General features: G+C 68.4%; 15 protein-coding genes. 7 read left to right on the top strand and 8 right to left on the bottom strand.

What is annotated here, in order from left to right; translation table 11 throughout:
- Window positions 1-32: 32 nt before the first annotated feature.
- The 4 genes from OX958_RS18255 to OX958_RS18240 all read right to left on the bottom strand — a co-directional run bounded on the left by OX958_RS18255 (window position 33) and on the right by OX958_RS18240 (window position 3,354).
- Entirely contained in the window at window positions 33-494 is a 462-nt protein-coding gene (locus tag OX958_RS18255) for a GNAT family N-acetyltransferase (RefSeq protein WP_270129951.1), read from the bottom strand.
- A 4-nt stretch (window positions 495-498) separates the two neighbouring features.
- The gene (locus tag OX958_RS18250; protein WP_270129949.1) at window positions 499-1,254 is read right to left on the bottom strand and encodes a putative protein N(5)-glutamine methyltransferase; all 756 of its coding nucleotides are present in this window, start codon (window positions 1,252-1,254) and stop codon (window positions 499-501) included.
- Window positions 1,255-1,470: 216 nt separating this feature from the next.
- Window positions 1,471-2,430 (bottom strand): SDR family NAD(P)-dependent oxidoreductase, encoded by a 960-nt coding sequence (locus OX958_RS18245; protein ID WP_270129948.1) that lies wholly within the window; start codon window positions 2,428-2,430, stop codon window positions 1,471-1,473.
- A gap of 33 nt (window positions 2,431-2,463) precedes the next feature.
- Window positions 2,464-3,354, bottom strand: a complete 891-nt coding sequence (locus OX958_RS18240; protein ID WP_270129947.1) for a LysR family transcriptional regulator — start codon at window positions 3,352-3,354, stop codon at window positions 2,464-2,466.
- A gap of 102 nt (window positions 3,355-3,456) precedes the next feature.
- Here OX958_RS18240 and OX958_RS18235 point away from each other — a divergent pair, with 102 nt between their 5' ends.
- The 7 genes from OX958_RS18235 to OX958_RS18205 all read left to right on the top strand — a co-directional run bounded on the left by OX958_RS18235 (window position 3,457) and on the right by OX958_RS18205 (window position 9,898).
- Complete coding sequence (locus tag OX958_RS18235; protein WP_270129946.1) at window positions 3,457-4,443, top strand: hydroxyacid dehydrogenase; 987 nt, start codon at window positions 3,457-3,459, stop codon at window positions 4,441-4,443.
- Window positions 4,440-5,582 carry a mandelate racemase/muconate lactonizing enzyme family protein gene (locus tag OX958_RS18230; protein ID WP_270129945.1) on the top strand — a complete coding sequence of 381 codons (1,143 nt, stop codon included), beginning with the start codon at window positions 4,440-4,442 and terminating at the stop codon, window positions 5,580-5,582. Before OX958_RS18235 ends, OX958_RS18230 begins: the two co-directional genes overlap by 4 nt.
- Window positions 5,583-5,592: 10 nt before the next feature.
- Window positions 5,593-6,909: an extracellular solute-binding protein gene (locus OX958_RS18225; protein ID WP_270129944.1), complete on the top strand. Its 1,317-nt coding sequence runs from the start codon at window positions 5,593-5,595 to the stop codon at window positions 6,907-6,909.
- A 5-nt stretch (window positions 6,910-6,914) separates the two neighbouring features.
- The gene (locus tag OX958_RS18220) at window positions 6,915-7,859 is read left to right on the top strand and encodes a carbohydrate ABC transporter permease (protein WP_270129943.1); all 945 of its coding nucleotides are present in this window, start codon (window positions 6,915-6,917) and stop codon (window positions 7,857-7,859) included.
- 46 nt (window positions 7,860-7,905) lie between these two features.
- On the top strand, window positions 7,906-8,718 hold the full coding sequence (locus OX958_RS18215; protein ID WP_270129942.1) for a carbohydrate ABC transporter permease: 813 nt from the start codon (window positions 7,906-7,908) through the stop codon (window positions 8,716-8,718).
- A 3-nt stretch (window positions 8,719-8,721) separates the two neighbouring features.
- Window positions 8,722-9,477, top strand: coding sequence for a sugar phosphate isomerase/epimerase family protein (locus tag OX958_RS18210; RefSeq protein WP_270129941.1), 756 nt, complete (start codon window positions 8,722-8,724; stop codon window positions 9,475-9,477).
- A gap of 79 nt (window positions 9,478-9,556) precedes the next feature.
- On the top strand, window positions 9,557-9,898 hold the full coding sequence (locus tag OX958_RS18205; protein WP_270139086.1) for a YciI family protein: 342 nt from the start codon (window positions 9,557-9,559) through the stop codon (window positions 9,896-9,898).
- Window positions 9,899-10,482: 584 nt separating this feature from the next.
- Here OX958_RS18205 and OX958_RS18200 read toward each other — a convergent pair.
- The 4 genes from OX958_RS18200 to OX958_RS18185 all read right to left on the bottom strand — a co-directional run bounded on the left by OX958_RS18200 (window position 10,483) and on the right by OX958_RS18185 (window position 14,770).
- The gene (locus OX958_RS18200; RefSeq protein ID WP_270129940.1) at window positions 10,483-11,367 is read right to left on the bottom strand and encodes a carbohydrate ABC transporter permease; all 885 of its coding nucleotides are present in this window, start codon (window positions 11,365-11,367) and stop codon (window positions 10,483-10,485) included.
- Window positions 11,364-12,296, bottom strand: coding sequence for a carbohydrate ABC transporter permease (locus OX958_RS18195; protein ID WP_270129939.1), 933 nt, complete (start codon window positions 12,294-12,296; stop codon window positions 11,364-11,366). Before OX958_RS18195 ends, OX958_RS18200 begins: the two co-directional genes overlap by 4 nt.
- 20 nt (window positions 12,297-12,316) lie before the next feature.
- Entirely contained in the window at window positions 12,317-13,621 is a 1,305-nt protein-coding gene (locus OX958_RS18190; RefSeq protein ID WP_270129938.1) for an extracellular solute-binding protein, read from the bottom strand.
- A 90-nt stretch (window positions 13,622-13,711) separates the two neighbouring features.
- Window positions 13,712-14,770, bottom strand: coding sequence for a LacI family DNA-binding transcriptional regulator (locus OX958_RS18185; RefSeq protein WP_270129937.1), 1,059 nt, complete (start codon window positions 14,768-14,770; stop codon window positions 13,712-13,714).
- Window positions 14,771-14,828 lie beyond the last annotated feature (58 nt).

Below are 14,828 nucleotides of genomic sequence, written 5' to 3'. Positions count from 1 at the left end.
GTGCCAGGTGCTGGTGCCGGCGCTGCCCTGCGTCAGAGGTCGTTGGCCAGAACGACTGAGGCGGGTTTGAAGCCCCGGCTCTGATACAGGCGCTGCGCGGCTTCGTTCGTCGCGTACGCCGTGACCTGGAGGCGGACCGCGCCACGTGCTCGCGCCCAGATTGTGAACGCGTCGACCAACTGACCTCCGAGACCGCGACCGCGGACAGGAGGTCGGACGAACATGCTCACCAGTTCCGCCCGAGGAACCAGCCACATGTCCGACGGGGGTTCGTAGATCGCGATCAGGTGGCCGACCACCTCAGCGCCATCAGCGGCGACGAAGATCCGGGCGGCCGGGTTGCTGTGGAGGTCTGCGATCCACTGCTCGCCGTGGGCCGCGGGCCAGGCCTGGTTGCGAAAGGGGTCGCGCTGGCCGGCGTCTTCGGCGAACAAGGCGGCGCTGGTGGCCGCGATGCCGGGGAGGTCGGCGGTGGTGGCTGGGCGGATCTCCACGGGGCTAGTCCTTTGTGCCGATGATGACGGTGGCGTAGAGGTCGGCGGAGGTGCTGATTCGTGGGGTCAGGCCGTCTGCCGCGAGGATGGCGGCTGCCGTGGAGGCTTGGTCCTCGCTGGTTTCGGCGAGCATGCTCCCGCCGGGAGCGAGCCATTGGGTGGCTTCGGCGCTGACGCGTCGGAAGATGTCCAGGCCGTCGGTGCCGCCGTCGAGGGTGACGAGTGGTTCGTGCAGGCGGGCTTCGGCCGGCAGGAAGCGGACTTCGTCGGTCGGGACGTAGGGGACGTTGGCGAGCAGGACGGAGATCTGGCCGCGCAGGGAGTCTGGGAGGGCGGAGTACAGGTCGCCCTCGTGCACCTGGCCGCCGAGCGGTTCGACGTTACGGCGGGCGCAGCGGACCGCGGCTGGTTCGAGGTCGGCCGCGTGCAGGTCGACCGGCTGTGGGGCTGCGACCGCGACGCCGAGGGCGCCGGAGCCGCAACAGAGGTCGACGACCACGGCGTGCGGGCGAGTGAGCGCTCTCGCCTCGGTGACCAGATGCTCCGTACGCCGCCGCGGCACGAACACGCCGGCATCCAGCAGGATCCGCAACCCGCAGAACTCGGCGAACCCGATCACCTGCTCGAGAGGCAACCCGGCGACGCGTTGCTCGACCAGGCGCTCCAGGTCGAGCGACGCGTCGTCGCGGGCTGCGGAGATCAGCAGCGCCGCTTCGTCCTCCGCGAACACGCACCCGGCGGCGCGAAGGGCGCCGACCACAGCGCCGACGGCCGGGCAGGAGGGGGCCGGGTACGAGGCGGCCGCGATCAGGCTGGCCGCGCCAACGGCCGGATACGTGGGGGCCGCGCTCGGACTGGCCGCGCCATCGGCCGGGCACGAGGGGGCCGCGCTCGGACTGGCCGCGCCAACGGCCGGGTGGTGTTGACGACGCGGCTCAGTCGGGTGCTGAAGGTCTGAAGTAGTGATGCCATCAGGCTACTTGCTGAACGCGTCCACTCCGGTGAGCTCTGCGGACAGCGTCCACAGCCGGGCGGCCGAGGCGGGGTCGACGGCGTACGGGCGGACGCCGGGGGCGTCGTCGGTGGACAGTTCCGCGATCTCGCAGTCCTCGCAGAAGACACCGCCCTGGCCGTCGAGCTGCGGCGAGGTGGCAGCCCAGACCTGAGTGGCGGCACCGGCCTCGGGGCTCTTGAACACGTCCGGTTGCAGTGGGTTGCCGTCTTCGTCGATCCAGCCGAAGCCGACCATCTCCTCGCGAGGGAGGTGACGCTGCAGCGGGGTCAGGATGCCGCCCGGGTGCAGCGCGAACGCGCGCACGCCGGAATCCTTGCCCAGAGCATCGAGCTGGACCGCGAACAGCGAGTTGGCGGTCTTGGCCTGCCCGTACGCCGCCCACTTGTCGTAGCCCTGCTCGAACTGCGGGTCGTCCCAGCGGATGTCGGAGTTGCGGTGTCCCGACGAGGAGACCGACACCACTCGGGCGCCGCCGTCAGCGGCGAGGGCCGGCCACAACCGGTTGGTCAGAGCGAAATGACCGAGGTGGTTCGTCGCGAACTGTGCCTCCCACCCGGGGCCGACCCGGGTCTCCGGGCAGGCCATCACGGCGGCGTTGTTGATCTGCAGGTCGATCGATCGGCCGGTGGCCAGGAACTCGTCCGCGAAAGCGTGCACGCTCGCCAGGTCGGCGAGGTCCAGTTCACCGACCTCGACACCGGCCAGGCCGGAGAGCGCTTCCTGAGCTGCCTGCGGACGCCGTGCCGGTACGACGACCCGCGCGCCCGCCTTGACCAGCGCGCGAGTGGTCTCCAGCCCGAGTCCCGAGTAGCCGCCTGTCACGAGCGCGAGTTTGCCGGTCAGGTCGAGGCCTTCGAGGACCTCGTCCGCCGTGCTGCCGTGGCCGAAGCCCGAGCCGATCTTGTGCTGTGGGGTGCTCATGACTCGACCCTAGGAGCTAGAGCCGACTCTAGGTCAAGCGTCGAGGTGCGGATCGGCCTTCAACGACTCGGCCAGCCGCTGGAGAGCGGGGTTCGGGCTGTCCGGGCTCCAAGCCGCGTGCAGCGTCACCGAGTGAGCGTCTGCCGCGTCGAGTTCGCGGTAGCGGACTCCCTGCACGCCCATCGCCATGATCGAGCGCGGCACCAGAGCGCAGCCGAGCCCGGCCCGAACCAGCGCGAGCATCGTCGGGACCTGGGAGGCGAGCTGGCTGACGGCGTACCGGTTCATGCCGATCATCGCCGCGCAGATGTCGTGCAGGTACTGCGACCCCTCCGGGCTGTAGCCGATGTAGTCGTCGGTCACGTCCGCCAGAGAGACCGCTCCCTCACCCGAGGCGAGCTTGTGGTCGTCCGGTACGGCGAGCACCAGGTCCTCGGAGTGCACCAGCACCGAGTCGAACTGCTCGGGGATCGGCGGCCGGACCAGCCCGAGATCGATCTCCAGGTTGGCCAGCGCCTCGAACTGGTCGGGACTCACCAGTTCGGTCAGCTCCGAGGTGACCGCCGGGGTCCGTTTGCCGACCATCGTCAGGAAGTCCGCCAGTACGGCGTACGCCCCGATCGCGGTGAACGCGATCCGCAGGGTGCCGGTCTGCCCATCGGCCGCCCGCCGCGTCGCTTCGGGCGCGACGTCGAGCAGCGCCAGCACTCGCCGGGTGTGCTCGAGGAAGACGTCGCCGGCGGCGGTGAGCCGCACTCCCCTGCCGGTCCGGTCGAACAGGGAGACGCCCAGAGAGCGCTCCAGCCCCTGGATCTGCCGGGTCAGCGGCGGCTGGGTCAGGTTCAGGCGCTGGGCGGCGCGGCCGAAGTGCTGCTCTTCGGCGACCGCGACGAAGCCACGCAACTGCTGGAGCGACAGATCCATTCGATGCCCTCACGGTATCGGTCGATGCGGAAATGGGCTTGGACGAGCATAACGGAAAACCCTTACCGTCGGGCATACCAAGATCCGACCTGAGGAGTCAGCTTGTCCAAACTAGCCGTGGTGATGACACCGGAACGAGCCGACGACGTCTGCAGCCCGCAGACGCGCGCGCTGCTGGCCGAGCGGTTCGAGGTGACCTGGGCGGGCGCCGACCTCAACCCCGAGGTGGTCGCCGACCTCGCGTCCGGCAGCGACGTACTGCTGACCAGCTGGGGTACGCCGCCCCTGGACAAGGCGCTGTGGGCGGACGGCAACGGCCCGAAGGTGGTGGCGCACGCGGCCGGCACGGTCAAGAAGCTGATCGATCCCACCATCCTGGACCAGGGCGTCGCCGTGTTCTCCGCCGGAACGCGGATCGCCTGGTCGGTCGGCGAGTACTGCCTGGCGTCGATGCTCACCTTGGCCCGCCGGCTCCCCCAGTTCGATCAGGCGCTGCGCGCGGGCGGCTGGAAGCAACCACAGCTGCGCGGCGGCGAGTTGGCCGGTCAGCGGGTCGGCATCCTCGGGGCCAGCTCGACCGCCCGGGCGCTGATCACGCTGCTCAAGCCGTTCGGCTGCGACATCGTGGTCTACGACCCCTACCTGACTGCCGAGCGGGCGGGGCAGCTCGGCGTCCGGACGGTGGAGCTGGAAGAGGCGCTGCAGGCGAAGTTCGTGTCGATCCACGTTCCTGACGTGCCGGAGACCCGCGGACTGGTCACCCGCAAGCTGATCGAGCAACTGCCGGACCACACGATCCTGGTCAACTCGTCTCGCGGTCCGGCCGTCGACCAGCCGGCGCTGCTGGAGCACTGCCTGGACGGCCGCTTGTTCGCGGCGCTCGACGTCTACGACCCGGAGCCGCCGAAGTTCGGTCCGGACGTCCTGGCCGCGCCGAACCTGTTGCTGACACCGCACATCGCGGGCGACACGGTCGAGGGTCACCTCGCGCTCGCGGGCTACGTCCTGGAGGACGTCCTGAAGTGGCTCGACGACGGCGTACGCGGTCCGAGCTTCGTGGATCCCGCCGTCTGGGCGATCGCGGCATGAGCAGGATCAGGTCGGTCGAGGTCTTCCCGGTCGCGGTGCCGTTCGCGCGGCAGTTCGTGCTCGGCAGCGGCGCGGTCGGCTCCCCCGACCAGACACCGGACCAGGCGGCGGCCGTGGTGTTCGTGAAGCTGACCACCGAGGACGGCGTGGTCGGCTGGGGTGAACAGAGAGCGCTCCCCAGCTGGAGCTACGAGACCGCCGAGACGATCGCCGTCGTGATCAAGCGGCATCTCGAGCCGATCCTGCTGGAGCTGACTCCGTTCGAGGTCGAGCTGTTCCACCAGCGGGTGACGAAGCGGCTGAGCCCGTCGGTGTCGAACGGATTCCCGTTCGCTCGCGCGGCGGTCGATCTGGCGATGCACGACGCGGCGGGCAAGCTGGCCGGCGTACCGGTGCACGCGCTGCTCGGCGGCAAGGTGCACGACGAGATCGCGCTCTGTTCGGCGATCGGGGTCGGTGCTCCGGAGGTGGTCCGCGAGCACGCGCGGCAGTCGTCGGACTATGCGGCGTACAAGGTGAAGATCGGGGGTGATCCGGACTCCGACGCGGCCGCGATCGAGGCGGTCGCGGAGGTGGCCGGAAGCAAGCCGCTGTGGCTGGACGCGAACCAGTCGTACCGGCCGAGCGCGCTCAAGCAGCTGCTCGACCGGACCGCTGAGGTCCGCACGATCCATTGCGTCGAGCAACCGGTACCGAGTACCGACACGCTCGCGATGCACCGGCTGCGCGAGTTGATCGACCTGCCGATCGCGATCGACGAGGGCAGTTTCACCGCGCAGGACCTGGCCCGGGCGATCCGGCTCGACGCCGCCGATCTGGTGGTGGTGAAGATCTGCAAGTCCGGTGGTCTGCGCAACGCGCTGAAGACCGCTCAGGTCGCCCTCGCGTCCGGGGTGGAGCTCCTGGCCAGCGGGCTGACCGACTGCGGGATCGGGTTCGCGGCCTCGCTGCACCTGTTCAGTCAGCTCGAGCTGGCGCTGCCGGCCGAGCTGAACGGACCCGAGCTGCTGTCCGACCTGTACGTCGAGGGACTGACCATCACCAAGGCCGTCGCGACGGTCCCCACCGCGCCCGGTCTGGGCGTCCAGGTCGACGAGGAGCGCATCCGCGCCGAGTCGATCACCTTGCTCTTCTCCTGAGGAGTCGACCATGTCCCCTGAGCTGTCCCGCCGCGGCTTCCTCAAGTACACCGGCCTGGCCGGTGCCGCCGCGGCCTCCACCGGACTCCTGTCCGCCTGCTCGTCGACTCCCTCAGGTGCCGCCACCTGGGCGATGTGGTCGAGCAGTCCCGCCGAACGCAAGGTCTGGAGCGACTTCAGCAACTACGTCGAACGCCAACTGCAGGTCGAGTCGATCCCGACCCTCACCCCCTCCGGCGGCTACCCGACCAAGCTCGACCTCCAGCTGGTGAGCGGAACGGCCGGCCTGGTGACCGCGCTGAACGGCACCCTGATCCCGACGTACGCCGCCCGCGGCGCGCACCGGCCGCTGGACGACCTGATCGCCGCCGACCCCGACTTCGACCCGGCCGACTTCTATCCGGCGATCCAGAAGATCTCCACCTTCAACGGCCGCACCTACGCGATCGGTTTCGACGTCGCGCCGACCGTCCTCTACTACAACAAGACCCTGCTGGCGAAGGCCGGGATCGCGGCGCCGTCGCCGACCGAGCCGATGTCCTGGGAGACCTTCCGCGATCTCGCGAAGGAGCTGACCAGGCCGCCGGACCAGTACGGGTTCACCTGTGCGCCGGCGATCGACGATCTTGTCTCGTGGATCTACTGCGCCGGCGGCAACGTGATGAGCCAGGACGGCAGCCGGAGCATCCTGAACGCGCCGGAGGCGGAGAGCGCGATCCAGTTCGTGATCGACCTGTTCGTCAGGGACAAGGTGACGCCGCCGATCCGCAACCTGGTGACCGAGAGTTCGTTGTCCAACTTCATGGAGGGCAACGTGGCGTTCATGCAGAACGGGCCGTGGCAGGTGGTGAACGTCCGGAAGGCGAAGTTCGACTGGGACGTGATCCCGTTCCCGGCCGGTGCGGCCGGCAGTACGCCGCGGGTGTCCGGCTCGTCGTTCGCGATCCCGGCCGGGGTCAAGGGCGAGAAGCTGGACCTGGCCTGGCGGCTGCTCAAGACGCTGACCAGTGCCGGTGCGCTCGACATCTACGCGAAGGCGGGCCGCAACAACCCGGCTCGTCGTTCGGCGGGGAGCGCGTTCAAGCCGCCGCCGGACAACCTCGGCGTGGTGCAGGACATCCTCGCCGGGAAGGTCGCGGGCGGGCACCCGTACGACGTGACGACGAACTGGAACCAGGTCAGGCAGTTGCTCGGTCAGGACCTGCCGCGGACGTTCCTCGGGCAGGTCGCGGTACCGGAGACGCTCGACGGGCTGACGCCGCGTCTCGACGTACTGATGAAGCAGCACCAGGACAACGTCCGCCAGGCCGAAGCCAGGAAGGGGTGATCCGGATGGCCGTCGAAACCCTTCCCGCCCGTACTCCGGTCCGGCCGGCGCCCACCAGGTCCGGTCCGACCCCGCGCTGGCGCAGCAAGGAGACGCTCGCCGCCTGGCTGTTCATCCTGCCCAGCCTGATCGGCTTCCTCGTCTTCACCGCCGGCCCGGTGGTCGCGGCCGGGGTCATCTCGCTGCTGAACTGGAACCTGTTCAGCTCCCCGACCTTCGCCGGGCTGAAGAACTTCGCCCGGCTGGGGCCGGACCCGACGTTCTGGTCGGCGCTCGGCAACACGGTGTACTTCACCTTCGTCAGCGTGCCGCTGACGATCCTGGTCAGCCTCGCGCTGGCGTTGCTGCTCAATCAGGGCCTGCGGCGGATCGCGGTCTTCCGGTCGTTGCTGCTGTTGCCCTACGCAACGATCACGGTGGCGGTGGCGTTCGTCTGGATCTGGCTCTACATCCCGCAGGACGGTCTGGTGAACGCCGTGCTCGGCTGGTTCGGGATCAGCGGGCCGGCCTGGCTGATCAGCGACGACTGGGCGATGCCGGCGCTGATCGCGATGAGTGTCTGGAAGAGCTTCGGCTTCGGCATGGTGGTCTTCCTGGCCGGGTTGCAGGCGATCCCGCAGCAGCTCTACGAGGCGGCGAAGGTGGACGGCAGCTCGGCCTGGCAGACCTTTCGCAGCGTCACGCTGCCGATGCTGTCGCCGTCGCTGTTCTTCGTCGTGGTGACGTCGATCATCGGCTCGTTCCAAGTCTTCGACCAGGCACTGATCATGACGAACGGTGGCCCGGGATCGCGGACCACGACGCTCGTCATGTACATCTACCGGACCGGCTTCGAGAACTACGACCAGGGGTACGCCGCGGCGCAGTCGCTGGTGCTGTTCGGGTTCATCGTCGTCATCACCGCAGCGCAGTTCGTGCTGCAGCGGAGGCTCGTCCACTATGACAACTAACGCCCTTGGCCCGGTCCTGAGAAGTCCGGTCCTGAAGAGCCCGGCGGTGACCCGCAAGCTGGTCGTCTTCGCCTGTTTCGTGGTCACCGCGGTGACCCTGGTGCCGGTGGTGATGATGGTGCTGGTCGCGTTCCAGTCGGATGCGGAGTCGATGGCCGCGCAGCCGTCGTTCTGGCCGGGCAGCTGGCACCCGGAGAACCTGACGCGGGCCTTCGAGCTGGTACCGCTCGGCCGCTATCTGCTCAACACGATCATCTTCGCGGCCGGTACGACGCTGCTGGAGACGGTGACGGCCGCGCTGGCGGCGTACGCGTTCGCACGGCTGGACTTCCCCGGCCGGACCTGGTTGTTCGGGATCTATCTGGCGACCCTGATGATTCCTTCGCAGGTCACGCTGATCCCGCAGTTCGTCCTGGTGGCCAAGCTGCAGGGCATCGACACCTGGCCGGGGATGATCCTGCCGCACGCGTTCACCGCGCTCGGGGTGTTCTTGCTGCGGCAGTTCTTCCTCGGCATCCCGCGCGACTACGAGGAGGCGGCGCGGCTGGACGGTGCGAACCGGTGGCAGGCGTTCGTCCGGGTGATCGTGCCGCTGGCGGTACCGGCGATCGCGACGCTCGCGGTGTTCAAGTTCATCGGTCAGTGGAACAACCTGTTGTGGCCGCTGGTGATCTCCAACAGCGATTCGACCCGTACGGCGGCCGTCGGGCTGCAGGTGTTCCAGGACACCAACGGCACCCAGTGGAACCTGCTGCTGATGGCCGCCACCATCACGACCGTTCCGTTGATCGTGCTGTTCTTCCTGACCCAGCGCTGGTTCGTCCGAGGTATCACCATGAGCGGGCTGGGAGGCCGCTGACCCATGAGCTATCACTGGTCCGTCTTCACCAAGCCCTGGTCGCCACTGCCCGGTGACGAGCTGGGCAAGCTCGTCGCCGGTCTCGGCTTCACCGGTGCCGAGATCCCGGTCCGCGACACCGCCTACGTCACGCCGGCCACAGCCGAGGCTGAGCTGCCGGCCTTCACCGAGCAGCTCCGTGCCGAGGGGGTCGAGCCGATCAGCATCGCGAGCGACCTGTCGGAGAGCGCGTTCTCGGCCTGCGCCAAGGCGGGTGTCCCGATGATCCGCATCATGGCGCCGATCGGTCCGGACGGGTACGCCGCCTCGGTCCGCCGGATCCGCCTGGAGCTCGAGGCCGCGGCGCCGCTGGTCGGGCAGTACGGCGTACAGGTCGGGGTGCAGCCGCACCACGGCAAGTTCGTCACGTCGTCGCTCGGTGTCCTGCAGCTCCTGGACGGGCTGCCCGACGAGTTCAGGGTCGTCTGGGACGCCGCGCACGACGCGCTCGCCGGTGACGACCCCGCGATCACTCTGGAGCTGGTCCGGCACCGGCTCGGCATCGTCAATCTGAAGAACGCCAAGTACGTCGAGGCCGACGGTGGCTGGAAGACCTGGTTCGGTCAGGCGGACGAGGGCCTGTCCGACTGGGCGGCCGTCTTCGCGAACCTGAAGGACTACACCGGCCCGATCTGCCTCACCGGCCAGTACTCCGATCCGTCGGTCCCGGTCGAGGACCGGCTGGTCTCGGACCTGGCTACTGCCCGATCGCTGGTCTGAGCGGGATCATGTCGAAGTGGCGCCGGGGGTTCCGACGTCCCCGGTGTCCGCTTCGGCAAAGGAGTCAGATGTGAAGTACATGGTGCTGATCTACGGCAACCCGCAGATGTGGGACGCGATGGCGGCCGACGGGATCGAGGGCGTGCTCGACGTCCATCGCGAGATCGTGGCCGAGACGCGCGCCAGTGGCGAGCTGCTGGCGGCGGACGGGCTGACCACCGAGAACGCGCGGGTGGTGCAGGTCAGGGACGGCCTGCCGGCCGTGACGGACGGGCCGTTCACCGAGGCGAAGGAAGTACTGGCGGGCTACTACCTTCTCGACTGCACCCTCGAGCGGGCGACGGAGCTCGCGGCGAGGCTGCCGGAGGCCCGGTACTCCCCCGTCGAGGTGCGGGCACTGTCGCGGCCCCTCGACGGGTGAACCGTGTTCCAGGGACTTGCCGGTCTCAGCTCGGCGTTGACCTGAGACCGGCGAGTCACTGAATTCAGCTGGGTCGGCTCGGCGCGAGGGTGACCCCACCTGAGGCGGGCTGATCGCCCATCCCAAGGCCACCCTGGACGAACACTGTCGTCCCCGGTTCGGGCGCCTGCACGCCGTCACCCAGACGCAGCGTGGTGGTGAGGCCGTTTCCGAGCCTCAGTACCGCCACACGGCGCGGCTGCCTGGACGCGATCGACGAGTTGACCTCGTGGATCCCGGTGCAGACCGCTGGTTGGATCGCAGCCCGGCCGAGTCGTGACGTGCCGTGACTCCTCACACCACGGCACTGCTCGGCGAGCGCTTTCATCGCTGACACACATCCCCCTCTCTTGGTTACCCAAGGAACAGTTGCTGACGGGACAACTGTTTACCACTGTGCAACGGTCCTCATTGCGCAGCCGCGCACAGTTGCCGCACTTGTGCATCGGACGGCGCACAAGTGATCCCGGCAGCTTTGCTCACAGTGACGGCGTTTTCAAGGGATGACCGCTGGAATCCCGCCTGCCGGAACTTCTGTCCAGGATCTACTGCCCGCCGAAACCGGTGGTCGCGATCCCCTTGATGATCTGCCTTTGGAAAAAGAGGAAAACGACGACCAGTGGCAGGGCGGCCAGGATCGCCGAGGCCATGTTCTGCGCATACTGCAGCCCGTAGGCACTTTTCACCGTCTGCAGGCCGACCGGCAACGTCATCAGGCCGGCGTCGGTGGTGACGATGAACGGCCAGAGAAAGTTGTTCCAGGCACCGATGAAGACGAAGATCGCCACCGCCGCGAGGATCGGCCGTGACAATGGCAACACTATCGACCAGAACACCCGCAACCGATTCGCGCCGTCCACCCGGGCGGCCTCTTCGAGTTCTCTGGGGATCTGGTCGAAGAAGCGCTTCAGAATCAGCACCATCGCGGGTGCGAACGCCTGCGGAAGAATGATTCCCCAATAGGTGTCCACCAGGTCGAAGGCGAGCATCTGGCGGAACAACGGCACGATCAGCAACTGCGGCGGGATGATGATCGCCGCGATGATCGCGGCGTACAGCCAGCGACGGCCGCGGAAGTCCAGCCGGGAGAACGCGTAGCCGGCCAGCGCCGACGTCGCGACGGTGATCACGGTGATCGCCACCGAGGTGATCAGGCTGTTCCACGCCCAGGCCGGGATCTCGCCGGCGGTCAGCACCTTGCGGTAGGCGTCGAAGCTGAAGCCGTCGGGCGGCGACAGGCTGAGGTTGGTGGCCCCGGCGTCGGCCTCGCTCTTGAGCGACGTCAGTACCGCCCAGCCGAAGGGCACCAGCCAGGTCGCGGCCAGGAACGCCAGGATCAGCAGCGCGATCATCCGCGAGACGCTCCAGGGGTTCTCCCCGGGCTTGTAGGCCTTCCTGTTGAGGCCCCGCGACAACGTGTGGGTGCTCATCGGCCACTCCGGCGGTTGAGAAGTCGGTACTGCGCCAGCGACACCAGCACGATGATGGCGAAGAACAGGTACGAGATCGCCGAGGAGAACCCGAACCGGTAGCCGGTGAAGCCGGACTCGTAGATGTACTGCACGATCGACCGGGTGGATCCGGCCGGGCCGCCGTTGGTGAGCATGTAGATCTGGTCGAAGACCTTCAGCGACGCGAGCACCTGCAGGGTGAGGATCAGCGCGGTGGTCGGCGCCAGTTGCGGGATCACGATCGCGAACAGCTGCCGCCACTTGCCGGCGCCGTCGATGGCGGCCGCCTCGAACTGCTGCTCGGGGATGTTCTGCAGCGCGGCCAGGTAGAGCAGGAAGTTGAAGCCGATGGTCCACCACAAGGTGGTGATCACCACCGAGAACATCGCCACCTTCGGGTCCTGCAGCCAGGCCACCGGCGCGATCCCGAGCTCGGCCAGGACGCCGTTGATCAGGCCGATCTTCGGGTTGTACATCCAGGACCAGAACAGCACGACGACGGTCGAGGCCAGCAGGTACGGCAGGAAGAACGACAACCGCCACAACCAGCGGCCCGGCAGCCCCAGGTTCACCAGCAGCGCGAAGGCCAGCGACAGCACGACCAGCGGCACCGTACTGAGGAACGTGAACCACAGCGTGTTGCCCAGCGACCGCCACATGTCCGGGTCGGTCAGCGCCTCGGTGTAGTTCGCGAAGCCGACCAGATCGCTGTTCGCGCCGGTCAGCGTCTCCCCGGTGAAGCTCAGGTACAGCCCGTAGATCGCGGGCACCACCAGGAACAGCACGAACAGCACCGCGAACGGCGCGGCGAAGGCCCAGCCGGTCAGCGTCTCACTGCGCCGGGCCCGGAGCTTGCCTTCAGCAACTACCGCGGTGGCGGCCGCGGGACTGTCGATGGCAGTCGGCATCGTCGATCTCCGTTCCGGGCTCAGACCGGCTGCGGCCGGTCGAGCAGCACGTTCAGCCGCTGGACGAATCCGCCGAACCCGGCCGCGGGATCGCCGCTGCCCAGGTAGACGTTCTGCACGTTCTCCGCGAAGTACCGGTGGAAGTCGCTGCCGGCACCGCCGAACCAGGCGTCCGGGTCGTAGTTCACGTACTGCGGGATGCCGGCGTAGTTCGACTGCGGTTTCAGCGCCTGGTACTCCGGGCTCCGGATCACCGGCTGGTACGCCGGGATGTGGCCGCCGCCCTCGGCCCACTTCGCCGAGCGCTTCAGGATCTCCGCCACCATCCGGTAGACGTGCCGGCGGCGTTCCGGGGACACCTTCGACTGCCGCGGCAGCACGAACGTGTGCGAGTCGGCGTACGCGGCCTCGGTGCCGAACAGGGTCGGGATCGGCATCGCGTCGAACGGCAGTTTCGCGTCCTTGAGGACCGGCAGCTCCCAGACGCCGCCGAAGAACAGTCCGCTCTCACCATGGAGGAACTCGCTCGTCGCCGTTCCGCCGTCGCCGCTGCGCGAGGCGACGGTGTCGTCGAGCAGCGACCGGACGAAGGTCAGTGCCTTCACCGCGGCCGCCTCGTCGACCTCCGCCTGCCGGCCGGGAACGAGCTTCATCTCGGCGTTCTGCTGGCGGTAGAGCGTGTAGAACAGGCGCCACATCTGGGAGCCGTCGCCGAGATAGCCGTAGGACAGGCCGTGCTTGCCGGTCACCCGCTGCAGCTTCGCTGCCACCTCGGTGAACGCCTCGGGCGACCTGACCGACCGCAACGCGTCCGTGACACCGGCCTTCTCGGCAAGCTCGGTGTTGTAGTAGAGGACGAACGGGTGGGTGTCGAGCGCGATCGAGTAGAGCTTGCCGTCGTAGCGGCCCTTCTGCCAGACCAGTGGCGGGAAGTCGCGCTCGTGGATCCCGAACTCGGCCAGCAGATCGGTGTCCCAGGGTTCGAGCAGGCCGCCCGGCGCGTACCCCGCGATCCGGGAGGCGTGCATGACCGCGACGTCGGGCGCCCGGCCGCCGGCCGATGCCATTGCGAGTTTCGTGTAGTACGGCGGGCCCCAGGCCAGCACTGTCTGGGTCGCCTGGAAGCCGGCGCCGAGACCGTTCACCGCATCGACCAGCCCGGCCATCACGATGCCGTCGCCGCCGCTCATCAGGTGCCAGTAGCTCAGGTCGTCGGCGGACTTGCCACCGCCGGGCGAGCAACCGAGCAGGAGGCCGCCACCGGCCGCGGCAGCTGCTCCGGTGAGCAGCCGGCGCCGGGACAACGGGCGATCGAACAATGTCATGAGTTGCTCCTTCGCAGGCCGCAACGATCATTACATCGTTGAAATATGGTGACAAGGGTTCGAGGATCTTGATTTTTGTGCGAGTTTGCGTCAGCGAGCGGTACTGGCGCGGGACACGATGCGGTGCGGGATCATCACCCGGCGCGGTTTCGCGCCCGGGTCGGCCAGTTGCTCGGCGAGCAGATCCAGCGCCGACTCCACGAAAAGCCGCCGGTCGAAATCCACCGTGGTGAGCGGCGGCACGGCGTACCGGCTCTCGAGGAGGTTGTCGAAGCCGGCGACCGCGCAGTCCGCCGGTACGGCGACTCCTGCCGTCCAGAGCGCCGACAGCGCGCCGACGGCGATCGTGTCGGTGAAACAGAAGAGTGCATCCGGTGGTTCGTGGCTCTCCAGGTAGCGGCTCACAACCGTCGCGGCGCCTTCCGGGCTCCAGCGGTCGAGCGCGATCTCCAACTCGGGGTCAGGACCGACACCGGCCGTGGTGAGGGCCTCGCGATAACCGCGGGTGCGGAGGCGGGCGGCCGCAGTACCGGCTGAATCGGTGGCGCCGCCGACCCGGCCGATGCCGCTGGAGCCGCTGGAGCCGCCTTGCAGCTCCGGCGTACCGACCGCGGCGATCCGCCGGTAGCCCTGGTCCAGCAGATGCTTGGTCATGTCCCGCGCGGCCGAGACGTTGTCGATCGCCACCTGGCTCACCATGTCCTGGTCGACATCGCCGATCAGCACGACCGGCGGCAGCGGTCCGGCCGTCGTCACCGCGCTGTCGTCGAGGTTGACCGGGTTGAGGATCAGTCCGTCGACCAGGTGCGCGCGAGCCTTGGAGAGCAGTTCGAACTCACGCTTCGGCTCGGCCGCGGTCTGCTCGATCTGCACTCCCCACCCGCGCTGGTGGGCCAGCTCCACGACGAGGTGGGTGATCTCCGCGGAGTACGGCCGGAGCAGGTCGGGCAACGCGAGCCCGATCATCCCGGACCGTCCGTTGCGCAGCCCGCGGGCGCTCATGTTCGGCACGTAGTCGAGCTCGGCCAGCGCCTGCTCGACCCGCTCCCGGGTCTCCGGCCGGACGAACACGACGCCGTTGATCACGTTCGACACCGTCTTCGGTGACACCCCGGCCAGCTTGGCGACGTCCTTGACGGTGGCACGCATGGGCTCATTGTCACCGACGCCCCTCACGACCGTGCGACGCCTTCGTTGTCACCGGCGC

The organism is Kribbella sp. CA-293567 (genome assembly GCF_027627575.1).
Classification (GTDB): domain Bacteria; phylum Actinomycetota; class Actinomycetes; order Propionibacteriales; family Kribbellaceae; genus Kribbella.
Note: the sequence above shows the minus strand (reverse complement) of the source record. Positions and strands in the feature narration are given on the sequence as shown.

Excerpts from the sequence above, each read along its gene's own strand:
- OX958_RS18245 (WP_270129948.1), bottom strand. The coding sequence starts at position 2,430 with ATGAGCACCCCACAGCACAAGATCGGCTCGGGCTTCGGCCACGGCAGC.
- OX958_RS18240 (WP_270129947.1), bottom strand. The coding sequence starts at position 3,354 with ATGGATCTGTCGCTCCAGCAGTTGCGTGGCTTCGTCGCGGTCGCCGAA.
- OX958_RS18230 (WP_270129945.1), top strand. The coding sequence starts at position 4,440 with ATGAGCAGGATCAGGTCGGTCGAGGTCTTCCCGGTCGCGGTGCCGTTC.
- OX958_RS18225 (WP_270129944.1), top strand. The coding sequence starts at position 5,593 with ATGTCCCCTGAGCTGTCCCGCCGCGGCTTCCTCAAGTACACCGGCCTG.
- OX958_RS18220 (WP_270129943.1), top strand. The coding sequence starts at position 6,915 with ATGGCCGTCGAAACCCTTCCCGCCCGTACTCCGGTCCGGCCGGCGCCC.
- OX958_RS18210 (WP_270129941.1), top strand. The coding sequence starts at position 8,722 with ATGAGCTATCACTGGTCCGTCTTCACCAAGCCCTGGTCGCCACTGCCC.
- OX958_RS18205 (WP_270139086.1), top strand. The coding sequence starts at position 9,557 with ATGGTGCTGATCTACGGCAACCCGCAGATGTGGGACGCGATGGCGGCC.
- OX958_RS18200 (WP_270129940.1), bottom strand. The coding sequence starts at position 11,367 with ATGAGCACCCACACGTTGTCGCGGGGCCTCAACAGGAAGGCCTACAAG.
- OX958_RS18195 (WP_270129939.1), bottom strand. The coding sequence starts at position 12,296 with ATGCCGACTGCCATCGACAGTCCCGCGGCCGCCACCGCGGTAGTTGCT.
- OX958_RS18190 (WP_270129938.1), bottom strand. The coding sequence starts at position 13,621 with ATGACATTGTTCGATCGCCCGTTGTCCCGGCGCCGGCTGCTCACCGGA.
- OX958_RS18185 (WP_270129937.1), bottom strand. The coding sequence starts at position 14,770 with ATGCGTGCCACCGTCAAGGACGTCGCCAAGCTGGCCGGGGTGTCACCG.